General features: G+C 30.1%; 23 protein-coding genes and 1 pseudogene. 3 read left to right on the forward strand and 21 right to left on the reverse strand.

Features of this window, described 5'->3' with window-relative positions; all coding sequences use genetic code 11:
* Positions 1–186 precede the first annotated feature (186 nt).
* Positions 187–759 (forward strand): ATP-dependent Clp protease proteolytic subunit, encoded by a 573-nt coding sequence (locus tag Fi14EGH31_RS12830; RefSeq protein WP_022001252.1) that lies wholly within the window; start codon positions 187–189, stop codon positions 757–759.
* Here Fi14EGH31_RS12830 and Fi14EGH31_RS12835 read toward each other — a convergent pair.
* The 4 genes from Fi14EGH31_RS12835 to Fi14EGH31_RS12850 all read right to left on the reverse strand — a co-directional run bounded on the left by Fi14EGH31_RS12835 (position 752) and on the right by Fi14EGH31_RS12850 (position 6,361).
* Positions 752–3,844, reverse strand: a complete 3,093-nt coding sequence (locus Fi14EGH31_RS12835; protein WP_118632861.1) for a SpaA isopeptide-forming pilin-related protein — start codon at positions 3,842–3,844, stop codon at positions 752–754. The genes Fi14EGH31_RS12830 and Fi14EGH31_RS12835 overlap by 8 nt on opposite strands.
* A gap of 112 nt (positions 3,845–3,956) precedes the next feature.
* On the reverse strand, positions 3,957–4,877 hold the full coding sequence (locus Fi14EGH31_RS12840) for a hypothetical protein (protein WP_022001250.1): 921 nt from the start codon (positions 4,875–4,877) through the stop codon (positions 3,957–3,959).
* 48 nt (positions 4,878–4,925) lie between these two features.
* Complete coding sequence (gene ilvA / locus Fi14EGH31_RS12845) at positions 4,926–6,128, reverse strand: threonine ammonia-lyase (protein ID WP_107030096.1); 1,203 nt, start codon at positions 6,126–6,128, stop codon at positions 4,926–4,928.
* Between the two features lie 56 nt (positions 6,129–6,184).
* Complete coding sequence (locus tag Fi14EGH31_RS12850) at positions 6,185–6,361, reverse strand: DUF4250 domain-containing protein (protein WP_022001248.1); 177 nt, start codon at positions 6,359–6,361, stop codon at positions 6,185–6,187.
* A 456-nt stretch (positions 6,362–6,817) separates the two neighbouring features.
* On the opposite strand from Fi14EGH31_RS12850, the gene asnB reads away from it, so the two are divergent.
* Positions 6,818–8,404, forward strand: a complete 1,587-nt coding sequence (gene asnB, locus Fi14EGH31_RS12855; RefSeq protein WP_117346336.1) for an asparagine synthase B — start codon at positions 6,818–6,820, stop codon at positions 8,402–8,404.
* Positions 8,405–8,425: 21 nt separating this feature from the next.
* Here asnB and Fi14EGH31_RS12860 read toward each other — a convergent pair whose 3' ends face one another.
* The 5 genes from Fi14EGH31_RS12860 to ispF all read right to left on the reverse strand — a co-directional run bounded on the left by Fi14EGH31_RS12860 (position 8,426) and on the right by ispF (position 12,329).
* Positions 8,426–8,890 (reverse strand): DUF188 domain-containing protein, encoded by a 465-nt coding sequence (locus Fi14EGH31_RS12860; protein WP_117346335.1) that lies wholly within the window; start codon positions 8,888–8,890, stop codon positions 8,426–8,428.
* Positions 8,878–9,462, reverse strand: a complete 585-nt coding sequence (locus Fi14EGH31_RS12865) for a rhomboid family intramembrane serine protease (RefSeq protein ID WP_117574923.1) — start codon at positions 9,460–9,462, stop codon at positions 8,878–8,880. Before Fi14EGH31_RS12865 ends, Fi14EGH31_RS12860 begins: the two co-directional genes overlap by 13 nt.
* Complete coding sequence (locus Fi14EGH31_RS12870) at positions 9,459–10,262, reverse strand: immunoglobulin-like domain-containing protein (protein WP_200764908.1); 804 nt, start codon at positions 10,260–10,262, stop codon at positions 9,459–9,461. Before Fi14EGH31_RS12870 ends, Fi14EGH31_RS12865 begins: the two co-directional genes overlap by 4 nt.
* A 157-nt stretch (positions 10,263–10,419) precedes the next feature.
* Complete coding sequence (gene gltX, locus Fi14EGH31_RS12875; RefSeq protein ID WP_107030091.1) at positions 10,420–11,844, reverse strand: glutamate--tRNA ligase; 1,425 nt, start codon at positions 11,842–11,844, stop codon at positions 10,420–10,422.
* Positions 11,845–11,846: 2 nt separating this feature from the next.
* Complete coding sequence (gene ispF / locus Fi14EGH31_RS12880; RefSeq protein ID WP_107030090.1) at positions 11,847–12,329, reverse strand: 2-C-methyl-D-erythritol 2,4-cyclodiphosphate synthase; 483 nt, start codon at positions 12,327–12,329, stop codon at positions 11,847–11,849.
* Between the two features lie 118 nt (positions 12,330–12,447).
* On the opposite strand from ispF, the gene Fi14EGH31_RS12885 reads away from it, so the two are divergent.
* Entirely contained in the window at positions 12,448–14,118 is a 1,671-nt protein-coding gene (locus tag Fi14EGH31_RS12885) for a glutamine--tRNA ligase/YqeY domain fusion protein (RefSeq protein WP_118721955.1), read from the forward strand.
* 68 nt (positions 14,119–14,186) lie between these two features.
* On the opposite strand, the gene Fi14EGH31_RS12890 is transcribed toward Fi14EGH31_RS12885, so the two are convergent.
* The 12 genes and pseudogenes from Fi14EGH31_RS12890 to cysS form a co-directional block, all read right to left on the reverse strand.
* A complete protein-coding gene (locus Fi14EGH31_RS12890) occupies positions 14,187–15,791 on the reverse strand; it encodes a CTP synthase (RefSeq protein WP_200764909.1) in 1,605 nt (534 codons plus the stop codon).
* Positions 15,792–16,207: 416 nt separating this feature from the next.
* On the reverse strand, positions 16,208–18,853 hold the full coding sequence (gene adhE, locus Fi14EGH31_RS12895) for a bifunctional acetaldehyde-CoA/alcohol dehydrogenase (protein WP_022001239.1): 2,646 nt from the start codon (positions 18,851–18,853) through the stop codon (positions 16,208–16,210).
* A gap of 116 nt (positions 18,854–18,969) precedes the next feature.
* A complete protein-coding gene (locus Fi14EGH31_RS12900) occupies positions 18,970–19,665 on the reverse strand; it encodes a glycerophosphodiester phosphodiesterase family protein (protein ID WP_022001238.1) in 696 nt (231 codons plus the stop codon).
* 319 nt (positions 19,666–19,984) lie between these two features.
* Positions 19,985–20,377, reverse strand: a pseudogene (locus tag Fi14EGH31_RS12905) (RNA-guided endonuclease TnpB family protein); the annotation flags it as partial.
* A 44-nt stretch (positions 20,378–20,421) separates the two neighbouring features.
* Entirely contained in the window at positions 20,422–21,213 is a 792-nt protein-coding gene (locus Fi14EGH31_RS12910) for an HAD family hydrolase (protein ID WP_117792588.1), read from the reverse strand.
* 42 nt (positions 21,214–21,255) lie between these two features.
* Positions 21,256–21,810, reverse strand: a complete 555-nt coding sequence (gene nusG, locus Fi14EGH31_RS12915) for a transcription termination/antitermination protein NusG (RefSeq protein WP_022002626.1) — start codon at positions 21,808–21,810, stop codon at positions 21,256–21,258.
* Between the two features lie 2 nt (positions 21,811–21,812).
* Positions 21,813–22,052 (reverse strand): preprotein translocase subunit SecE, encoded by a 240-nt coding sequence (gene secE, locus Fi14EGH31_RS12920; protein ID WP_022002627.1) that lies wholly within the window; start codon positions 22,050–22,052, stop codon positions 21,813–21,815.
* A 12-nt stretch (positions 22,053–22,064) separates the two neighbouring features.
* The gene (gene rpmG, locus Fi14EGH31_RS12925; protein WP_022002628.1) at positions 22,065–22,214 is read right to left on the reverse strand and encodes a 50S ribosomal protein L33; all 150 of its coding nucleotides are present in this window, start codon (positions 22,212–22,214) and stop codon (positions 22,065–22,067) included.
* Positions 22,215–22,272: 58 nt separating this feature from the next.
* Positions 22,273–22,860, reverse strand: coding sequence for a LuxR C-terminal-related transcriptional regulator (locus tag Fi14EGH31_RS12930; RefSeq protein WP_022002629.1), 588 nt, complete (start codon positions 22,858–22,860; stop codon positions 22,273–22,275).
* A 20-nt stretch (positions 22,861–22,880) separates the two neighbouring features.
* Positions 22,881–23,603 (reverse strand): 23S rRNA (guanosine(2251)-2'-O)-methyltransferase RlmB, encoded by a 723-nt coding sequence (gene rlmB / locus Fi14EGH31_RS12935; RefSeq protein ID WP_022002630.1) that lies wholly within the window; start codon positions 23,601–23,603, stop codon positions 22,881–22,883.
* Positions 23,604–23,623: 20 nt separating this feature from the next.
* Entirely contained in the window at positions 23,624–24,016 is a 393-nt protein-coding gene (locus tag Fi14EGH31_RS12940) for a Mini-ribonuclease 3 (protein ID WP_022002631.1), read from the reverse strand.
* On the reverse strand, positions 24,016–25,353 hold the full coding sequence (gene cysS, locus Fi14EGH31_RS12945; RefSeq protein ID WP_022002632.1) for a cysteine--tRNA ligase: 1,338 nt from the start codon (positions 25,351–25,353) through the stop codon (positions 24,016–24,018). The genes Fi14EGH31_RS12940 and cysS overlap by 1 nt, the downstream gene beginning before the upstream one ends.
* Positions 25,354–25,569 lie beyond the last annotated feature (216 nt).

A 25,569-nucleotide genomic window follows, 5' to 3' on the forward strand; every position in this document is an offset into this window, starting at 1 on the left:
ACAACGTTGATTTCTTGTATAAGATGCATTAATTTTTCCTTTATTTTTCTAATAATTCCCATTTCATTATATCGTTAGCGCTTACACTATTTTCTACTATTTTTTTAAAAAAATTTTTACTTATTTCATCAGTGCAAAGAATAATTTTTATTATTAATTTCTATAATTACATATGGAGGTTATTTTATGCATCTAATACCAACCGTTATAGAAAAAGATAAAAATCATCAATATGCCTACGATATCTATTCCAAACTTTTAGAAGAAAGAATTATTCTACTTACAGGGACTATCGACGATGCCATGGCAAGTTCAATTATTGGTCAATTACTTTATTTAGAAGCACAAGATAATAAAAATGATATTTACATGTATATCAATTCACCTGGCGGTAGTGTTTCTGCAGGACTAGCAATTTTTGATACAATGAACTTTGTTTCATGTGATGTCAGCACAATTTGTTGCGGCATGGCAGCAAGTATGGCTTCTATTCTTTTAAGTGCAGGTTCCAAAGGAAAAAGATGTGCATTAAAAAATAGTGAAATAATGATACATCAACCTCTTGCCTCTTTAGAAGGACAAGCAAGTGATATTGAAATAAACGCTAAAAGAATATGCAAACAAAAGAAAAAACTTTCACTTATTTTAAGTGAAAATTCTAAACAATCATTAGAAAAAATCATTCATGATTGTGATCGTGATTACTACTTAGATCCATTAGAAGCTTTAGAATATGGTCTTATTGATGAAATCATTTAGATTTAGGGGATTTAACATCCCTTTTTCTACATAAAAAAATACAAATTCCACTTAAAGCACCAAGCATTATAAAATAATTCAACTTTGAACTATCACCTGTTTTAATTGCTTGAATAATTGGTTGATCATACATGATGACTTTTTGTATTTCTCCAGTATCTTTAATCACAAATTCGACTTTTTCACTCTTTTCATAACCATAAGGTGCCATTGTTTCTTCTAAAATATATTTTTTACCAACTTCCAAATGACAAATGCGGTGTTCTTGATCAGTTGAAATCCAAGAATCAAGAACTTCTCCATCTTCATTTTTCACTTGTAAATGAGCTCCAGACAATTCTTTTTTATTTGTTATGTCTTTTTTAGAAATATCCACTTTAATATCTTCATCAACAACTTTTAAAACAATATTCTTTTCTCTTATTTCAAAAATTTGTTCTTTAGCTGTTGCATATCCACAAGGTGTCAATGTTTCTCTTAAAATATATTTTTCCCCACTATTAAGTCCTTGTATTAAGTGGGCTGTCTCATCTCCTTGAATATCTATACAATAATATGTCACATCTTCTCCATCTTTCAACATTAAAAAATAATCATTTGATTTTAATTGGGGAACAACTTTATATTCAATACCTTCTTCATTTTTACCTTGACACATATCCCCTTTTAACAATTTTTTCTTCATAACATCATTAATATCAAAAATATGTTGTCCTGTAATCCATTGATCAATTCTATTTTTTGTTTTTGTAGAAACAACTGTAAGCTGTGCCCCTTTTAACAAATTGCCATCTTCTTTTTGTTTATAAACTTTAACAAAAGTATCAATCATTTCTATTTTTTGATTTTCTTTTTCATAAGAAACTGTAAAAGATATATCATTTACTAAATTAAATCCTAAAGGTGCTAAATCTTCATGTAAAGTATACGTTTTTCCTTCTTCTAACCCACTTACAGGATGTTCATTTCCATCACTATACCATTGATCAACTGTATTTCCTTCCTCATCTATTACTTGTAATAAAGCTCCTTGAATTTCTTCACCACCTAAAGTTACTTTAGAAATTGTTACAACTTTATCTTTCATATTTACTTTTTGAATTTTTCCATCTTCATTGACTTTAAATTCAATTTTCGTTGCTTTTACATATCCTGCTGGACTTGTATCCTCATTTAAATAATAAGTTTTTCCACTTTCTAATCCATCTATTTCATGGGCCTTATTAGATGAAATCCATTCATCAATAACTTTTCCCTCTAAATCCGTAATAGACATTTTAGCACCACTAACTTCTTGATCACCAGTAACATCGGTTTTAGTAAATGTTGTCTTAGTAATTTGATTTGTTTGTTCATGAGAGTTTGTATAAATTGTTGTTGTATGATCTTTTTGTGTAATTTCAAAATCATAAGGTGTAGAATCTAAAACATAACCTTGAGGGCATGAAACTTCAACAACTTGATATTTTCCAAGAGGAATTCCTGTCATTTCTAATTGACCATTTTCATCTACAGAAATAATTCCTTCTTCATTCATTATCCCTTTTGAAACTTGTACACCATTTGAATAAGTAATCATTTGACCATCATTTGTATCAACAATACATTTTCCACTTCCTAAAGTAATTATTTCCCCTTTAGAATATAATTTTTTCAAAGATACTGTATCAACAATATCATTCATTGCTACAACTTTATATTTTGTTTTTTTAATATCTTTATCTGCAAGATCAACAGCTCCTTGACATGCATCTTCAAGTTTCTTTTGAAGTTTTAATGTTCCTGTTGGTCTTAATGTATTTACAACAATTTTCTTTGTTGTCTTATCTTTTACAATTGTCACTTGCCATTTAGCAACAACAGGTGCAAAGTGATCTTCACATTCAATCTCAGTAAGTGAATAAGTTCCTACAGGTAAATAATCAATAAATAATTCATAATCTCCATTTTCATCTTTTGTGACTTCAAAAGTTTCATCATATCCTGTATAAGAAGTTGAAATTAATCTAAATTTAGAATTTTTTTGAAATTCAGAAGTATTATCTACCTTAGAAAGGCGTAACGCTCCAAAATCCAACCATTCAACTTCATATTTTAATTTATTTCCATCAGGATCTAAATTCCATGAACCTTCTGTTTGTGTTCCTTCTGCACCATCTTTAATAGCTAATGCAGTAAACATTTCACAACCTTTTCCCGCAATATTTCCTGACTTATAATTTTCTGGACTATTTTTGCATGGTGCTGTTAAATAGAAACTTTCTCCACCATTTACAGTTACCGTTCCCCCTGTTTGCATCGTTCCTTTTGTTACGTTATATAGTGTAACATTATTTTGTAAAGGAACTTGAATGGTAGAATGACTTGTTCCTTCTAATTTAACAGTATTTGTTTTTTGAAGTTTATTTACCTTATCAAATTCAGCCTTAAAAGAGGCTGTAACTCCACCATCTTGACTGGGGCTAAAATAAGCATAACCAATATCAGGTTGATTCATAAGCCAGTTATAGCCCCATAAAATATTATCTCCATAACCACTATTACCATCTGCATTTGGCCATTTAGCATTGAAATCTTTTAAGTTTAACCCCATTAAATCTCCGCCATAAGCATAAGAAAGCCAAATATGGGTAAACAAATAAGCACCATCATCAAAGTTACCATGCTTTTCTCCAAAATCATCAGGAACACAAGAATTTAATTCAACTGTATACATTTCTTTAATTGCTTGATCATAGCCTGGTCCTCCAAATCCATAATAAAGAATTTTTCTTACAGCCTCATTATTTTCAATCACTTGAGCTGGGTATTTTCCAGCTGATGGTGATTTTTTACTTGCTTCTAAACAATAAGCATATTTATTATCATACTTACACATATAAGTGGACCATTTTTTCGCACTACTTATTTTAGAAGACCACCACCATGGATAATCAATTTGTTTAATACGTGTAAATTCATGAGGTGTACTATTATCCCATGCTTCGACATTATTTGCATATTTTTGTGAAAAACACATAGATAAAATAAACACCATAACTGCAAATATTTTCATAACTTTATCAAATATTTTTTTCTGTTTCATTTCATATTCCTCCATCATAAATAATTTCTAATAAAAAAAGACAATCTCTGATTGCCTACGGACCTAAAATCCACTTATAAACACAATTCACTTTTACTCCTCCTTCAATTTTCTAAGAATGATTAATTCCATAATGAAATCTACTATGTCTCCACTCTATTCCTGAAAATTCAATAGCATCTGTACACTTTGTTTGATCAAACTTCTTTTTAGCATCTTCTAAAGAAACATTTGAATCAACATATAATCCACAAAGATAACATTCATACCAATAAACCGTTTGTTGGGGCTTTGTTTGTTGATGATCATTATCTAAATGATCCTTTACATTATTTTTTTCATTTGATTGAGAGATTGTAATGTCCTCATTCGGTTTATTATTTTCACTTTCAATCTTATTCATATTATTTTCTTGATTATTTTGAGAATTAGTTGTTTCTTGTTTATTTTCTATAACATTGACCTTAAATTCTTTTTCTCTTCTATTTTTATAAATATCTTCTACAAATACTTTTACTTGATATTCACCTATTCTATGAATATCGATTTGACTTGTATCTATTTGAATTTCTTTTAATGGTGATAAATCGGTAGCTATGATCAATGATTTAAAATCAATACTTTCTAAATCACTTTCTTTTATAACATCTACATTTTTAGGAAATGCCAGTACAGGTGCTAATGTATCTTTACAAATAATTTGAATCGTTGAAAGCTTATTATTATATTTTATAAAAATCTTATATTTTCCTACTGCTGGATAACTTTTTTGATCTTCATTTTGAAGATTATCTGTTATACTTACATTCTTTTTTAAATAACAAATCTCCTCTTTACTCATTCCTGTTGTATCCACTAAGCCTTTAAAATTAGCATAATAAGTTTGTCCATATTCAATATTGATTTTTTTCTTTTTTAGTACCAGTGTTGGTGGTGTATCTTTAGTTATAAAAAAAAGCATACCAATAAGCATGCCTAATAAAGTAATCAATACAGTTAATTTTTTACACTCTTTAAAATATTTATAAATCATGATCTTCACCTCATCGAAAATAAAAAACCGCCTAAGCGGTTTATAAGATTAGTTAATTTTTTGAATAATATAACCATTTTCTTTAAATTTATCAGCAATCGCTTGAATATGAGCTTCACCATTTGTTTCACAAGTCACTCTTAATTCTACTTCAGAGAAACGAGCAAAGTTTTTAAATTGGTTATGTTCAACTCCAATAACATTTGCATTACATTCATTAAGTAAATGAGAAACAACTTCTAATTGTCCTGGAATATCTTGTAATTGTACAGAGAATGTTAAAATTCTTCCTCTTGAAATAAGTCCCTTATTGATCATCGAAGAAATTGTCATAACATCCATATTTCCACCTGAAATAAGTGAAACAACTTTTTTACGTTTACAATGTAATTTCTTTAAAGCTGCTAATGATAAAATACCTGATCCTTCAGCAATTAATTTATGTTTTTCAACAAGTAATAAGAAGGCTTCCATCAATTCATAATCACTTACAGTTACGATTTCATCAACATATTTTTTAATATATTCAAATGGAGTTTCTCCAATTTGTTTAACTGCTGTACCATCAGCGATTGTACTTACTTCACTTAATTTAACAAGTTGATCATCTTCAACTGCGGCAAGGGCACTCGCTGCACCTTCTGGTTCAACACCAACGATTTTAACAGATGGATTGATTTGCTTTGCTGCACAAGCAATACCTGAAATTAATCCACCACCACCAATTGGTACTAAAATATAATCAACATCTGGAAGTTCTTCCATAATTTCTAAAGCAATTGTTCCTTGCCCTTCCATAACATCTTCATCATCAAAAGGATGAACAAAAGTGTATCCTTCACTTTTTTGTAATTCTACAGCTTTTTCATAAGCTTCATCATAAGCTTCACCATATAATACAACATCCGCCCCATGTGCTTTTGTAGCATCAACTTTAATTAATGGTGTATGTGCTGGCATACAAATTGTTGCTTTGACCCCTAATTTTTTTGCTGCATAAGCAACACCTTGTGCATGATTTCCAGCTGAAGAAGCAATTAACCCTTTTTTCTTTGCTTCATCATCTAATTTCATAATTTTATTGTAAGCCCCTCTAATTTTGAAAGCTCCTGTTTTTTGTAAGTTTTCAGGTTTGATGTAGACATCATTTCCACATTCTTCAGAAAAGGCATCACTATGTATTAAATGAGTTGGTAAGATAACTTCATCAACTCTTTTTTTAGCCGCTTTAAAATCTTCTAATTTTAACATTTAAATTCCCTCCGTTTAAGTATTCATAATTATATCACTATTCTTCGATAAAACAATTATTTTGTTTTAATTTGATTTGTACTTTCATCATAAAAATATTCGTTTTCATCTAATCTTTTCATAAACTCAGTTTCATCCAAATCATAAACAGAAAGAACATGTGATAATTGCATATCATCGTCTCTTAATTTCATATTAATCATACTTACTAACATGTGTATATCTTTTGGCATTTTTAAACTCCTTTATTTATATTTTTCTAGACATTAACATTATACATGATTTTTTTATGTTTTTTGTCTCAAATTTGTCTCAAAAGTTATTCACATTTTATAATTGTATAAAATTAAATATTTTTTATCATATTAATTAATTCTTATTGATTTTTTATAAATCCTATACTATACTGTAAACAAGTTAAAAGCAAAGACAAGGAGAGTAGTATTTTTACGAAGCAACAGCGAGCTAGTAGAAGGTGAAAGACTAGCAGTGAACGAAAATATGAAGAACACCTTCGAGCTGTCTACCGAAAGCAATGCAAGTAGGCTAGAACGTCTCTAGTTATGTTACAACTAGCGGGTATCGAGTACTCTTTGAAGTATTTTCCGTACCATGTATATCTTTGGATTTATATGTTACACGATACTCGCACACTATGTGCGTTTTTTAATTATAAGGGGGATATTAAAATGTGTGGTTTTTTAGTCGTTGGAAGTGAAGAATTTGAATTACAGGTTTTCCAAAAAGCTTTAGATAAAGCAGCGTATCGTGGGCCTGATTATCAACATGTCTCAATTGATCATGGAATAACATGGGGATTTAACCGTTTATCAATTATGGATTTATCAACAAATGGAAATCAACCTTTTGTTTATAAAGATTATACACTTGTATGTAATGGTGAAATATATAACTATCCAGCATTAAAAACAAAATTAGAAAGTAGCTATACTTTTAAATCTGGTAGTGATTGTGAAGTTTTGATTCCATTATATGAACAATATGGACTTGAAATTTTATGTAAATATTTAGATGCTGAATTTGCTCTTGTTTTATACGATAACAAAACAAAACAGTTAATGGCAGCAAGAGACCCAATGGGAATTAGACCTATGTTTTATGGTTATAGTAAAAAAGAACATCAAATATGTTTTGCTTCCGAAGCCAAAGCTTTATTTGATTTATGTGATGATATTATGCCTTTTCCACCAGGACATTATTATTTAGATGGTCAATTTGTTTGTTATAATGATTTAAGTGATCCTAAAACAATCGTTGATGATGATTTAGAAACAATTGCTGGAAAATTAAAAACAAAACTTGAAAAAGCCGTAGAAAAAAGATTTATGTCTGATGCACCAATTGGATATTTATTAAGCGGTGGATTAGATTCTTCTTTAGTATGCGCCATTGGTCAAAAATTATCAGATAAACCTATTCGTACTTTCGCTATCGGTATGGAAAGTGATCCTATTGATTTAAAATATGCTAAACAAGTTGCTGATTATTTAGGAACAGAACATACAGAAGTTATTATGAATAAAGAAGATCTCTATCAACATCTAAAAGAAGTCATCTATCATCTCGAAACTTTCGATATTACAACAATTCGTGCGAGTATGGCCATGTATATTTTATGTAAATATATTCACCAAAATACCGATATTAAAGTTATTATGACTGGTGAAGTTTCAGATGAATTATTTGGTTATAAATATACTGATTTTGCACCTAACGCTAAAGCTTTCCAAGAAGAAGCAAGTAAAAGAATCAAAGAACTTTATATGTATGATGTCTTAAGAGCCGATCGTTGTATTTCTGCACATGCTCTTGAAGGACGTGTTCCTTTTGCTGATCTTGATTTTGTTGATTATTCTATGTCTATTGATCCTGCTAAAAAAATGAATGTTTATAATAAAGGAAAATATTTGTTAAGACATGCTTTTGAAGGAACTGATTATTTACCACACGATATTTTATTTAGAGAAAAAGCAGCTTTTTCTGATGCTGTTGGTCATTCAATGGTAGATTATTTAAAAGAATTAGCTGAAGATAAATACAGTGATGAAGATGTTTTAAATGCTAAAGATAAATATTCATATTGTACACCTTTCACCAAAGAATCATTAATGTATAGAGATATTTTTGAATCATTCTTCCCACAACAAGGAAAATGGATCAAAGATTTCTGGATGCCAAATAAAGAATGGGAAAACTGTGATGTTGATGATCCAAGTGCTCGTGTGCTTAAAAACTATGGAGATTCTGGAAAATAAAAATAAAGCAATGCTAGATGTTTATTCTAGTATTGCTTTTTCTTCGTTTATTTTATTTTCAATAAATATCTTTTCTAATTCTCTTAAAAAGAATTGTGATGTCCTATAATTCCTTTTTTTTGGTCCTTTTACATGCTTATGTTGTTTTCTAGAAAGATGTCCTAAATAACGAGAAGTCAACAAATTATTAATATTATCTTCTGTAATTCTTTTCCCCGATACATGAAGTATCGTTACATTTTTAAGCAAAGCTAAACTTGCAAGTCCATAATCTTGACTAATCAATAGATCACCTTCTTGTAAATAAGAAAGAATCATTTGATCAACACTATCTTTTCCTACTTCACACATAATTATTTGAATTCTTTCATCTTCAATAACATGTGCAAAATCAATAAACAATAAAACTTCTACTCCATAATGCAAAGCAAGTTCAATAACTTTTTGACGATCAGGACAAGCATCTCCATCAATTAATAAACGCATAAGCCACTTCCAATAAGCACTAGCATAGCAATAACACCACCAATAAAGCCACCTAAATGCCCTGTTTTAGAAATATTTTTATCTGCCAACGTAAAAACAACATTAATAGCAATGACAGGAATAAATTGTTTTAAAACCATTAAAAATGGTCCTTGAAAAACAACACCTAAAGTCACAATAGCTCCCAAAAACCCATAAAAAATACCGCTTGCACCTAAAGTAATCGTATTTTGATAACGTCCCTCTTTTTTAGATGTCATATAAGTAATAAGATAAGAAAAAATTCCAGAAATTAATACTAGATACAAATATTCTAAACTTCCCAAAAAAGGTTCAAAGAAAGTTCCACCCAAATAATAAAGTGCATAACAATTCATAAAAATATGAACTAAATCAACATGAACAAAATTAGCTGTTAAAAAGCGCCAATACTCTTGTTTATATTCTATTTTAGGAGGATAAAAAGCTCCATATTTAATAGCTAACACTGATTTTTCATCTGAATGATCTATAAAATTAATAATGACATAAATGGCTACGGATATCACAATCATCGCTAAAGTTACACTCATTTTTTCTTCTCACTTTCATTTTTAATCACTTCTACTTTTCTTGTTCTTTGAATATTATTACCCTGACTATTTGTAATTGAGTAAATAACTTCATAGGTTCCTACTTCTTCAGTATTGACTATATTTTTCAAAATCTTAATTTGATGTGTAATATCATTTCCATTACCATCACTAGCTTTAACACCTTCCATAATATCAAAATGTGTTCCTTGAACAATTTCAACATCATCAATACCTTCAAGCGTTGGATGATTTCCTAAGCTTCCCACAACAATCTTAGCTCTTAATTTAGCCGCTTGATTTCCCACTACATCTTCTACAAGAATATTAACTATATAAGAACCTTTTTTTGTGAATTTAAGAGTTGTATTTTTTGTTCCATCATCCTCTAAAAAATAAGCAATAACTTCTGATTGATCATCTACTTTATCGATCAAATTCAAAGCACTAATTTCTTCATTTAAATTCACATTAAAAACAACTTGTTTTAAAGTTACAACTGGTTTTGTTGTATCTTGAATTTTAATGTAAAATGGAAATTCTACTCCCGCATAAGAAGCCGATACTTTATAAACACCTATCTCATTTTTTAAATTAGAAAAATTTAATTGTACCTCATTAATAACATTTGCATTAGCATTGACATAATCTGCCGGATTATTAGAAATTGGTGTTCCATATTCATAAACAAAAGTATCTCTTTTTAAAGTAACGGGTGTTATTCTAAAAGCAAAAATCGTAAGAAGAGTACTTACAACAACAAAGAATGTTAAAACAATACCAATTATTTTCTTCTTCATTGTTATCACCTCTTTCTAACCTATTATACCATCTCATTATGTCTTTTTTGTGAAAAGTACCGTACTTTTGACAATATATTATGCCTTCATTTCAAAAAAAGCAACATAAATCAAACTCTATGTAAAAAAAACATAAAAAAAGGATAAGAGTAATTTCCTATCCTAATCTTTTTAATACTTTTTCTTTACCTAATAATTCCATAGAAGCTGCTAAATCAGGACCATGCATAATACCAGTTGTCGCAATACGTAAAGGCATGTATAACATTTTTCCTCTTGCTTTTGCTTCTTTTTGTGTCGCTTTAATACAAGCAAAAATTTGATCTTGTTTAAAATCTTCTTCAGCTAATTCTGCGACTTTAGATTTAAATACAGCTAAAGTATTTGGAATAGCTTCATCTTTCATAAATTCAATAGCTTCTTCTTCTAAATGAATTTCATCTTCAAAGAATAATTTAACTTGTTCAACGATTTCTTCACCACAAGAAATATGATCTCTATGCACTTCTACTAATTTTTCAATCCATGCTTCACTTTTATTGCTTAAATCATAAGCTTCTTTTAAGAATGGTAAACATAATTCTGTTAATTGTTTTGTATCTAATTTTTTAATATATTGGCTATTGATCCATTTTAATTTATTCATATCAAAAATAGCCCCAGATTTAGAAATACGTTTAACATCAAACGCTTCAATTAATTCATCTAATGAGAAGATTTCTTGTTCACCTTCAGGTGACCATCCAAGTAAAGCAATATAATTTAAGATTGCTTCATTTAAGAAACCTTTATTAATTAAATCTTGATAAGATGCATCCCCATTACGTTTTGATAATTTATGTTTTTCATCTTTCATAACAGGTGGACAATGAATATATGATGGTACATCCCATCCAAATGCTTGATAAATTAAATTATATTTAGGTGTTGAAGATAAATATTCATTTCCTCTTACAACATGTGTGATGTTCATTAAATGATCATCAACAATATTCGCAAAGTTATATGTAGGATAACCATCACTTTTTAATAAAACACCTTCAGCAAGTCCAGCATTTTCTACTTCAATATGTCCATAAACTTCATCTTCAAAAGAAGTAATTCCAGTACTTGGAATTGTTTGTCTAACAACATATTTTTCACCATTAGCGATTCTTTGTTTTGCTTCTTCTAAAGAAAGATGTTTACAAGGATCAATATATCCTAATTCTTCATTATCAGATTCTTCTTTTGCTTTATTGATTGTTTCTTCATCACAGAAACAATAATGTGCTCCCCCTAATTCAACTAATTTATCAGCATATTCTTTATAAATAGCTAATCTTTCAGATTGAACATAAGGTCCAACTTCTCCTGGTTTATTAGGTCCTTCATCATAACCTAATCCTGTTTGATCCATAACTTTATAGATCATATCAACAGCACCTTCAACTTCTCTTTCTTGATCAGTATCTTCAATTCTTAAAATAAAATCTCCATGATCATGTTTAGCAATTAAATATTCATATAATGCTGTTCTTAAGTTACCGATATGCATATATCCAGTTGGACTAGGTGCAAATCTTGTTCTTACTTTTGCCATTTCTATACTCCTTTTTTCCTTAATAATACAACCGCTTGAGCTACCATTCCTTCTTGTCTGCCGACAAAACCAAGTTTTTCTCCACGTGTTGCTTTAATGTTAATTTGGCTGATGTCACAATGTAATTTACTTGCGACATTTTCTCTCATTTTTTGAATATGTGGAGCCATCTTAGGTGCTTCACACATAATAATACTATCAAGGTTATTGATTTCATAACCTTCTTTATCCATCAGTTGATAACAATGTTCCAATAAAACCATTGAAGAAATTCCTTTATATTGAGGATCCGTATCTGGAAAATGTTTTCCAATATCACCAAGACCTAATGCCCCAATAATACTTTCAATAATGGCATGTAATAAAACATCTGCATCGCTATGTCCTAATAAACCTTTATCATGGTCAATTTTTACACCACCAATATATAAATCTCTTCCTTCTACTAATTGATGAATATCAATCGATTGTCCTATTCTAAACATGCTATCACCTTCCGCAAACATTCTAGCACATATTTTCTAATTTATGAAGTATTGGATGTTTTATAATCAAGGAAAATATGGTAAACTAAAACATATAAAAATTATGGGAGGACTTCCTATGGATAAAGAAGAAGTAGTAAGTAAAAATTTTATTGAAAAAATTATAGATCAAGATTTAGCGGAAGGAAAATATACAAAAATTGCGACACGTTTTCCTCCTGAACCAAATGGTTATTTACACATTGGTCATGCTAAATCAATCTTATTAAATTATGGATTAGCTAAAAAATATAATGGAACATTCAATTTACGTTTCGATGATACAAATCCAATGAAAGAAAAAACAGAATTCGTCGAAAGTATTGTTTCAGATGTAGAATGGTTAGGTGCTAAATATGATGGTGATATCAAATTTGCTTCAAACTATTTTGATCAAATGTATGAAGCTGCTGTTCTTTTAATCAAAAAAGGAAAAGCTTATGTTTGTGATTTAAGTCCTGAACAAATTAGAGAATACCGTGGTACTTTAACAGAACCTGGTAAAGATTCTCCATATCGTAATCGTTCAATCGAAGAAAACTTAGATTTATTCGAAAAAATGAAAAATGGTGAATTTGAAGATGGATCAAAAGTATTAAGAGCTAAAATTGATATGGCTTCATCAAATATCAATATGCGTGATCCTATTATTTATCGTGTTGCCAGAATGACACACCATAATACAGGAGATAAATGGTGTATTTATCCAATGTATGACTTTGCGCATCCAATTGAAGATGCCATTGAAGGAATTACTCATTCAATTTGTACTCTTGAATTTGAAGATCATCGTCCTTTATATGATTGGGTCGTTCAAGAAATTGGTTATGAACATCCACCAAAACAAATTGAATTTGCAAAACTTTATCTAACAAACGTTATTACAGGAAAACGTTATATTAAACGTTTAGTAGATGAAGGTATTGTTGATGGTTGGGATGATCCTCGACTAGTCACAATCGCTGCTTTAAGACGTAGAGGATTTACACCTGAATCAATTAAATCTTTTATGGAATTAGTCGGTGTTACAAAAAGTAACTCATCAAATGATTATGCGATGTTAGAATATTGTATTCGTAATGATTTAAAACCTAAAGCACCTCGTGTGATGGCTGTTTTAGATCCTATTAAATTAGTAATTGATAACTATCCCGAAGGACAAGTTGAATATTTAGATGCGATGGTCAACATGGAAAATCCTGATTTAGGTTATGAAAAAGTACCATTTGAAAGAGAATTATGGATTGATCGTGATGACTTTATGGAAGAACCACCTAAAAAATATTTTAGATTGTTCCCAGGAAATGAAGTTCGTTTAATGAATGCTTATTTCGTTAAATGTGTTGATTTTGAAAAAGATGAAAATGGAAAAGTAACTGTTGTTCATTGTACTTATGATCCTATTACTAAAAACGGTACAGGATTTACTGGTAGAAAAGTAAAAGGTACAATTCATTGGGTTCCTGTTCATCATTGTAAGAAAGTAACAGCACGTTTATATGAAAACTTAGTTGATGAAGAAAAAGGTGTTTATAATGAAGATGGATCTTTAAATTTAAATCCTAATTCATTAACTGTTATTGAAGATTGTTATGTTGAACCAGCTATTGAAAAATATAAACCTGGTGATTCATTCCAATTTGTAAGAAATGGATATTTCTGTATTGATACCAAAGATTCTACAGATGATCATTTTGTATTTAATAGAGTCGTTTCATTAAAGAGCTCATTTAAATTACCTAAGAAATAAAAATTTGGAGATTGCCTCGACAATCTCCTTTTTTGTATAAGAAAACAATATCTTTCGATATTGCTTTTTTATTTATTATATTTACGATCATGTGCTGCTGAAATCAACCCTTGGAATAAAGGTTGTGCACGGTTTGGTCTTGAAGTAAATTCCGGATGGAATTGACATCCTACATAGTAAGGATGATCTTCAATTTCAACAATTTCCACAAGATTTCTTTCTGGATTAAATCCTGCAACTTTTAAACCATTTTCAACTAAAACGTCTTTATAATTATTATTAAATTCATATCTATGACGATGTCTTTCTTTAATTAATTCTTTTCCATAAAGACGCGCTGCATGTGTACCTGGATTTAATTGACATTCATAATCACCTAATCTTTGTGTACCACCCATATCTTCTAAAGATTGATCTGACATTAAGTTAATAACTGGATTTTTACATAATTCATCAAATTCTAATGAATTAGCATCTTTAATACCACAAACATTTCTAGCATATTCAATGGTAATTAATTGCATACCTAAACAAATACCTAAAAGTGGTACATTATTTGTACGTGCATATTCAATAGCATCAATCATACCAGCAATACCACGATCACCAAATCCACCTGGAACGATAATTCCATCAGCATCTTTTAATCTTTCTGCTACATTTTCTTTATTTAATTCTTCTGAATTAATAAAATCAATATTAACAACACTATTTACATAATATCCTGCATGTCTTAAAGCTTCATTAACTGATAAATAAGCATCAGGTAATTGAACATATTTTCCAACTAAAGCAATATTTAATTCTTGATTTAAGTTTTTAACACGATTAACTAATGCATCCCATTCTTCCATATGTGCTGCTGGTGCATTGATTTGTAAATGTTGTAATACTAAATCATCCATTTTTTGATCTAATAACATACGTGGTAATTCATATAAATTTTCTACATCGTAGTTAGAAATAACATTTTGTGTTGGTACATTACAGAATAATGAAATTTTGTCTTTTAATTCTTTTTCAATATGATGTTCACTACGACAAACAATAAAGTCTGGTTGAATACCTAAACCTCTTAATTCTTTAACACTATGTTGTGTTGGTTTTGTTTTTACTTCATGACTTGCTCCAATGTATGGAAGTAAAGTTGTATGAATATAAACAGTATTTTCATATCCTAAATCTAATCTTACTTGGCGGATAGCTTCAATGAAAGGTAAACTTTCGATATCTCCTGTTGTTCCACCAATTTCAGTAATGACGATATCTGCTTTAGAACTACGTGCCGCTGCATAAATTCTTTCTTTAATTTCATTTGTAATATGAGGAACAACTTGTACAGTAGCTCCTAAATAATCTCCACGTCTTTCTTTTGAAATAACGTTACTATAAATTCTACCTGTTGTAATTGATGAGTTTTTATTTAATTGTTCATCAATAAATCTTTCATAATGTCCTAAGTCTAAGTCTGTTTCTGCCCCATCTGCAGTAACAAATACTTCCCCATGTTGATAAGGTGACATTGTTCCTGGATCAACGTTAATATATGGATCTAATTTTTGCATGAAGACTTTTTGTCCTCTTTGTTTTAAAATTCTTCCTAAAGATGCAGCTGTTAACCCTTTACCAAGACCAGACACAACTCCACCTGTTACAAATATGTATTTAGCCATTTTCTATCCTCCTCTAGTATCTATAAAAATAAAAAGTGCCTTCCTATGGAAGACACTGTATTGCCCTTTCTTATTCTAACAATATTAAATATTTATTGCAATAATTAATTAATTATTTTTGCACAAAAAAAAGGAACACGCGTTCCTCCTTTGCGTATAAGTGAATTTTTGGGAGAGGGGTCACTTATACTTGTTTATTATATTGTCTTCATCCGACATGATTAATATAACAATTCTATATGAATTCATTATGAACTTTCTCTTAAGAGAAATTCTTACTCATAAAACTGCGTTTCATAATTTGCTAATTGTGCATATAGTTCAAATTCTTCTTTTTGTTGTTCATAATAAAATGTGAATAAATTCCGTTACAAAAAATATAAAAAAGAAAAGGTAGGACATGCCTACCTTAACTATTATTTATCAAATTTATTTTTGTAATCGTAAATTTTACGTAAGATATCTTCCATATCTTTAACCATAGGCATTCTAGGGTTAGCTGGTGTACATTGATCTTCGTAAGCATTCATAGCAATTCTATGAACTGATTCTTCCCAAGCTTCTCTTGAGATACCTTGAGATTCTACGTTAGATGCAACACCTACTTTGTGACATAATTCTTCACAAGCATCAGCGAACATTTCAACACCTTCAGCTGGAGTTTTAGGATTTAATCCAATTAATTGAGCTAATTCCATGAATTTAACATCAGCTTTATAGTTTTCAATTTTTGGCCAGATATTTAATTTAGTTGGAATAGTTCCGTTATATCTAATTACGTGTGGTAATAAGATACCATTTGTTCTACCATGAGGAATATGCCATTCTCCACCAATCTTATGAGCTAATGAGTGGTTCATTCCTAAGAATGCATTTGCGAATGCCATACCTGCGATAGTTGCAGCATTATGCATTTTTTCTCTAGCAATTGGAGTACCTTTCTTAACTGATTCTTCTAAGTATTCAAATACTAATTTAACAGCTTGTTTAGCCCATCCATCAGTAAAGTCAGATGCTAAGATTGAAACATAAGCTTCAACCGCATGAGTTAATACGTCGATACCTGTATCAGCAGCGATTGCTCCTGGTAATGACATTACGAATTCAGGGTCAACGATAGCGATAGTTGGTGTTAAAGCATAGTCAGTTAATGGATATTTTTTGTTTTCTTTCTTATCAGTGATAACTGCGAAAGGAGTAACTTCTGATCCAGTTCCTGATGTAGTTGGGATACAGATCATTTTTGCTTTTTTACCTAATTCAGGGAATTTGAAAGCACGTTTTCTGATATCCATGAATTTTTGTTTGATATCATCAAAGTTAACTTCTGGGTTTTCATACATTAACCACATAACTTTAGCAGCATCCATTGATGATCCCCCACCTAAAGCAATGATACAATCAGGTTCGAATTTTCTCATTAATTCTACCCCTTCTCTTACAGTATCAATACTTGGATCTGGTTCAACATCAAAGAATAATTCGATATCTACATGATTACGTCTTCTTCTAATAACGTCTTCGATTTTTTCAACATAACCAAGATTTACCATACTTCTATCAGTAACGATCATGGCTTTTTCCATATGTTTCATATCTCTTAAGTATCTAATTGAATTCTTTTCAAAGTATACTTTTGGAGGAAGTTTAACCCATTGCATATTGTTATTACGTCTCCCTATTCTCTTAATATTGATTAAGTTAACAGCACTTACGTTGTTAGATACTGAGTTATGTCCGTAAGAACCACAACCTAATGTTAATGATGGAATGAATGCATTATATACTGATCCAATACCACCGAATGTTGATGGAGCGTTTTCAATGATACGGATTGCTTTACATGCATGTCCGAATTTTTTAGAAATTTCATGATCTTCTGTATGAATTGCAGCAGAGTGACCTAAACCGTTAAATTCAACCATTGCAGCTGCTTTAGCGATACCATCATCAGTGCTTTTAGCTTTTAAGATAGCTAATACTGGAGATAATTTTTCTCTAGTTAATGGTTCATTTGGTCCTACTTCTTTACATTCAGCACAGATAATTTGTGTTTCAGCAGGCACTTTGAATCCAGCTTGTTCAGCAATCCATTCAGCAGGTTTACCTACAACATTTGGATTTAATTTAGCTTGAGCAACATTGTCTGAATAAGCTTCTGCACCAAACATGAATTTTTCAAGTTTAGCTTTTTCTTCTTTATTTACAAAGTAAACATGGAATCTTTTAATTTCTTTCATGAAATCACTGTAGATTTCTTGGTCAACGATTGCTGCTTGTTCAGAAGCACAAATCATACCATTGTCGAAAGATTTTGATAATACGATATCATTTACAGCTCTTGGTAATACACATGTTTTTTCAACATATGCAGGTACGTTACCAGCACCTACACCTAAAGCAGGTTTTCCACATGAATATGCAGCTTTAACCATTGCGTTACCACCAGTTGCTAAGATAGTTGCAACACCTGGGTGATTCATCAATGCATTAGTAGCATACATAGATTTAATTGATAACCATTGGATACAGTTTTCTGGTGCACCAGCAGCAATAGCAGCATCTCTAATTACGATAGCAGCTTGTTTTGAACTTTCATGAGCGCTTGGGTGGAACGAGAAAATGATTGGGTTTCTTGTTTTTAAAGCGATTAATGATTTGAAAATTACTGTTGAAGTTGGGTTAGTTGTTGGAACGATACCACAAACAACACCTACTGGTTCAGCAATTTCAGTAATACCAGTTAATGGATCTTCATTGATGATCCCTACTGTTTTTAAATGACGTAAATTGTTAGTAACATATTCACATGCAAATAAGTTTTTAACAGCTTTATCTTCAAATACTCCACGTCCTGTTTCGTTAACTGCAGCTTCAGCTAAAATACCATGATGGTCTAGTCCAGCTACAGAACATTTAGCGACGATGTAGTCTACTTGTTCTTGTGTAAAATCTTCAAATTCTTCTAAAGCTTTTAAAGCTTTGTTTACAAGGTCATCAACATGAGCATCAGTTTCTGCTTCAGTTGGGACAGCTTGTTGTACGGGTTTTTTTTCTGCCATTTTATTTCCTCCATAACTATTGTGAAATTTTTCATTTGTACACAACCATCTTACATGAAAAACATACAAAAAACAAGCATTATCGCTTGTTTGATGTGAAAAAATAACGTAAGCGATTACATTTTTAATTTCTTAAAATTTTTATTTGCAATAACAATATTGACACCTTTTTCCTTAAAATAAGCATATCTAAAACGGTTCTTTACACCCCATGTATTGATGTCTAATCCAGCTTTTAAAAAGAGTGCAATTTCATCTTCATCTAGAAAATCTTCACGTGCATGTACATGAAATTTTTGTGTTAGACATAATTGTTTATTTTTTTCATAATCATCTTCAAAAAGATAACCTAAATATAAAGATGAATCAATTGCTCTTAATTTATAAAGAGAATCAACATAAAAACTTGAAAATAAAACTTGATCTAGCATCCCCATTTCTTTGATCATTTGATAGCTTTCTAGTTCTATTCCTGGATATTGAATTTTATTTGTTTTAATTTCTAAGTTGATCTTTACATTTTTTCCTTTACATAATTCCAATAATTCTTTCAACAAAGGAATTCTTTGAGGATTTTCTTTTGTTCCAAAATTATATGCACAAAGCTCTTCATAAGTCATATCTTTAATATAACCTTTTCCATCACTTGTTCGATTGATTTTTTCATCATGACATAAAACAAGAACACCATCTTTTGTTTTATGCACATCTGTTTCAATACCATCAAATCCACTTTCAATAGCTTTTGAAAAAGCTAACATTGTATTTTCAGAATATTGATCACTATAACCTCTATGTCCTAACAACAACATAGTCTCACCTCCAAAGCCTATTTTACTCTTTTTATTGTTAAGAATACACCAAAAAAATGTAATTTAAAAAGCAGACTTTTATAAAGAGTCTACTTTTCATGTACTATTTTAAAAGAATCTAAATAATAAAGTTCAAGATCTTTATTACATTCTAACATACTACATTCACTAAATATTCTTGTTTTGACACTCCCCATGTCTAAAGACAGAGGATTCTTGCTACCTGCCAACATTGTTGGCTGACCAGTTCATTTCTGATAGGTCGCAGTGCAAGTTAGGGGTATGCCATTACCCTTCCTAGAGCAGAACCTATAGTTCTCTAGGCAGTATATCTGTTACCAATATACTCAGTTGAGTTGCATATATTTATGGCTCCTAGCAGATCCCTGTGTGTTTGATATCCACATCTGCATATATAATTCCTGTCTTTTGCATGTTGGATTCTTCCACATATCGGACAGATCTGACTTGTATATGCTGGATCTACATACTCAACTTCTATGCCTGCCAGTTTTGCTTTGTATTCTATAAATGTAGCTAGTCTATAGAATGACCATGTATGCAGGCTATGATTGTTTTTTCGACTTGTTCTTGTCGTTGAGCGGATGTTTTGTAGTCGCTCTAATTTGATTACTGAGACATCATGTGCTTTTGCTGTATTTACAATTTCACGACTTAGCTTATGATCTATATCTTTCATTGTTAATTTTTTTCTTTCATATAATCACCTTTGTCATTATAACAAAAAAGTTCACTTTAAATAAAGTCACGTTCCTTCAACCATGTTGTAATTCCATCATCATTGACATCTGGACATATTTCATCAGCCACAAATTTTGCTTCAGGAACCGCATTATCCATTGCAACACCTGTTCCAACAGTTTCTAACATTTCTAAATCATTGCGTCCATCTCCAAAAGCAATCGTATCTTTGATATCTTTATGAAGTGCTTCTACTAATTTTTGGATTCCTACAGCTTTAGAAACACCTTTTAATGTTAAATCAAACGAACATCCTGTTTGATGTCTTTGAATATCAAAATATGGAGATAATGTTTCAACTAAAAGAGGAATATCTTCTTTTGAATTGACAACGATCATTCCAATATATGTTTCAATTTCTTGTGGATCAAAATCATCAATAATTGTTTCATCTTTCATTCCCCATACTCTAGCAAATTCTTTATGTTGTGGGTCATTTTTATCTAAGACATAAATATAATCGCTACTTTCAAAATAGAAACTAAAATGATGTTCTTTAGATAATTTAATTGTTTCTTCTATTGCTTTTGCTGGAACAACAGCTTTATAAATAGCATCTCCTTTATATTCTACATAGCCCCCATTACAAGTGACATATCCACTAAAAGGATAATCCATAACACCTTTTGTAATAAAACATTTGCATCTACCTGTAGCTAGAAATACATCATGACCTTTTTGTTTTAACTGATCAAAGGAATTTCTATTTATTGTTGATATACCATAAAGCCCTTTATTACAATCTATCAATGTACCATCTATATCAAAGAAAAATAATTTAGACATCTTTACCTCCATAATATAAAAGACAAATGTGAATACATTTGTCTAGAATGTTTTTTCTAATGCTACTAAATCAATTTCCATAGGGGTTTGATTACCTAAGAAATCAATAAGTACTTTAGCCGTTTCTTTTTCAAAATCAATCGATTCAACAGTTCCACTTTTACCAGCAAATGGACCTGAAATAACATTTACTTCATCTCCAACAGCATAGTCAATTTCGATTGCTGAAGTACTAATACCCATATTCTTTAAGATTGGATCTAATTCATGTTTTTGAAGTGGGAAAGGTTTTGCTCCTCCACCAGAAGAACCAATGAATCCTGAAACCCCTGAAGTATTACGTACAACATACCAAGCTTCATCTGTCATAACCATTTCTACAAGAACATATCCAGGAAACATATTTGTTACTTTGTTGATTTTTTTACCATCTTTAATAACTGTTTCTACATGTTCTGGAATAATAATATTATATAAGCAATCTTGTAATCCCATTGATTCAATACGTTTTTCTAAGTTTTCTTTTACTTTATTTTCATGACCATTGTATGTACAAACAACATACCATTGTCTTCCTTCATCATTCATTCCTGCCATAATTAATTCATCCCCAATGCTTTCAATATAAATGCAATAACGGCATCTCCACCAAAGAAGAATAACCCCATTACAAAAGTAAACACTAATACAGTTAAAGAATTATTAAATAATTCTTTTTTTGTTAACCAATGAACATTTTTAATTTCAGCTCTGATTCCTTTTAAATTGAACCACTCTTTAAATTTTAATTCACGTTCTACTTCTTCAACGACTTCTGTTTCCGCCTTTTTACCAAACACGACATAGCCTCCTTATTTTGTTTCTTTATGTAACGTATGCTTTCCACAACGTTTACAATATTTATTTAATTCTAATCTTTTTACATTTAATCGTTTATTTTTAGTCATTGTGTAGTTTCTCGATAAACATTCACTACACACTAAAATGATTTTTTCTTTCATCTTATCAACTCATTTCTATGCCACTATAATTTAGCATAAAAGCTAGCTATAGTCAATCTTATTTAGATTTGTCCATCTTTTTTTGTAAGCGATATTTCGCATTATAGACACAACGAATATCAATATTCAACAATTCAGCAATTTCTTTACTCTTATATCCTTTCATAAAACAATCAAATATTTTTCTTTCAAGTGAAGAGCTTGCTTTTTCTATTTTATTTAAATAATAACTTTTGTTTTCATTTAACCGTAATTGATATTCCGGTCTATTATAACTCTTTTGATCTGCAATAATATTTTCAATACGCATATTACTTCCATAGATTTCTTGATCTAAAGAAATCGTAGAAATTTTATTACCTCTATTAAGTATCCTTTTTTGTAATTTTAATACATCATTAATCGCATATGAAAAATATGTATTTATAGAAGCATTCTTATCATAGCGATAGCGATCAAAAATTCCAATCAAAACAAGTAACGCCTCTTGACTATAATCTTCTGCAGAAGTTAATGCTGTTTCTCTACAATAACGTTTCACAAAAATTTCAATTTTATTTTTATACTCATCTAACAACAATTTATACGCTATTGAAGAACCTAAATGATATAAATACAATAATTCTTGTTCATTATACGCTATCATAGTTTGTCTCTCCTTTCTTACTATAAAGGATGACGTGAGTTATAGACTTGATATAAAAGAACAGATGCAGCTACTGATGCATTTAATGAATTCACATGTCCTACCATTGGTAAAACAACATTAATATCACAACTTTTCTTTACCAATCTTGACATTCCAAATCCCTCTGAACCAATAACTAATACTGTAGGCATATTGTAATCAACACTTCTATAATCTTGACTATTTTCTAATTCACAACCAACGACCCAAAATGCCTTCTTTTTTAAATCTTCTAATGTTCTTGTTAAATTTGTTACCTGTGCTACTTTTACATGATGAATAGCTCCTGTTGAAACTTTCGCAACCGTTCCATTCAATCCAACACTTCTATTTTTTCCAATAATAACACCATCAACACCAACAGCATCACATGTTCTCAAAATAGCACCTAGATTATGAGGATCCTCCAAACCATCTAACATAAGTAATAGAGGTTGTTTATTTTCAGGAATATCTTTTAAAATTTCATCAATTGTATAATAGCGATAATTTTCAATATAGGCCATCACTCCTTGATGAACAACCTTTCCTACCTTCTTATCAAATTCTTTCTTATCAACAAATTCTAATGGAATTTGATTTCTTTTACAAATATCAAAAATTTTAGGATCCTTATGCCCATTTAACATATAAATCTTATAAACACTTGCACCCTTTAACGCCTCCATGATAGGGTTCTTTCCATATATATATTGTTTCATATTTTTCTCCATTTTTCGTCTCAAATTTGTCTCAAATTTGTCTCATTTACATATCTTTTGAATTCATCAAATATCTCATAAATTCTATCTTTACATTCATTTAAATATAAATGTCCTATTAAACATTCAAATCCTGTTGAATAACGATGTTCTTTAGTATCTCTTTTAGAAGTTTTTGTATTTCTCCCTCTTTTAAAAATACCAACTTCTTTTTCAGTTAAAAAATCAATTTCTAATAAATGTAAAATAAATTTTTCATGGGACAAACTACTAACAAAATGAGTTGCTTCTTGGCACAACTCATTTACTTTTTTTAGTTCACTTTCTTTTACTAAATAATCTCTAACTAAAAGTTCTAAAACACTATCTCCTAAATAAGCAAGAACTAATGGATTGATAAAATCTGGATTCATTAAATAATCCCCTTTTGAATTAATTCTTCACGATATTGATCAGCTTTTTCAAAATCTTTAACAGCTTTAGCGTCTAACCATTTTGAATATAATTCTAATTCATCTTCATCTAATTGTTTTGGTTTAAAAACAAATCCAATGACATCTGTCATCTTAAGTAAAGTATTATATTCTTTTAAAATTAAAGTATTGTCTTTTTCTTTAACACGCATTGCTTGATTTAATACTTTAACTTGATTTAAAATTTCAGTTAAAGATAAAGAAGTATTTAAATCATCCGCTAAAGCATCTACCATATGATCAACAGTGTCTTTATTAAAGCCATCACCATCAAGATGATTTACTTGTACATAAAGAGATGTTTGTTTTAAAACGTTTTCTACTTTAGCTACTTCTTTTTTTACACCTTCAATAATCTCATTTGTCATATTTAAAGGATTTCTATAATGGCTTGATAACATAAACCATTTATAAACATTGCATCCAAGTTCTACAATTAAATCTTTAGCCCAAACAACATTACCTAAAGATTTAGACATCTTTTCATTATTAATATTGATCATTTGATTATGCATCCATGTATCTGCAATAGGATGTCCATTTAAAGCTCTTGATTGAGCAATTTCATTTTCATGATGTGGAAATTTTAAATCTTGACCTCCACCATGGATATCAATACGCCCATTTTCAAAAATATCATTGATCATAACAACACATTCTGTATGCCATCCTGGTCTCCCTTTTGACCAAGGACTATCAAATTGAATACCTTCATCTGTTTTCTTCCATAAAGCAAAATCAGTTGTTTCTTCTTTAACACCTTTATCTTCAACACGTTCACTTGCACCTGCTACAAGGTCTTCAATTTTAATACCCGATAATTCGCCATATTCCTTTACTTTAGAAACTCTAAAATAAACATCTCCATCAACTACATATGCATAACCTTTATCTACTAATTTTTGAATAAAAGAAATAATTTGATCCATTGTTTCTGTAACTCTAGGTGCATAAGTAGGAAATTCTAAGTTTAATCCTCTTCTAACATCTTCATAAGCCTTAATATATTTATCAGTTAATTCTTTTTCAGTAATACCTTCTTGTTTAGCTGCTTTAATAATTTTATCATCTACATCAGTAAAGTTTGAAACAAAAGTCACTTTATTCCCTAAATATTCAAATGTTCTTCTTAAAACATCAAAAACAATCATTGGTCTTGTATTTCCAATATGAACATAGTTATAAACTGTAGGTCCACATACATAAATACTTACTTCACCTTCTTTTAAAGGTTTAAATTCTTCTTTTTTATTTGTAAGTGTATTAAATAATTTCATAATGTTCCTCTCTCCTCTAATAAAAAAAGCATACACTATCTAGACACTGCCGTGTTCTTCCACCAGATAGACGATGCTTATCATGACCTTAACGCAATCAACGTTCTTTCTTTTCAAAAGACTCAAGTAAGTGCATTTCTATTCAATCATTTAGACAATTTCCACCAGCATGCCCTCTCTATAAAATATCATCAATATACTTCTCTTACCTATAAT

The sequence above is a fragment of the Faecalibacillus intestinalis genome, from assembly GCF_015097455.1.
Classification (GTDB): Bacteria; Bacillota_I; Bacilli_A; order Erysipelotrichales; family Coprobacillaceae; genus Faecalibacillus; species Faecalibacillus intestinalis.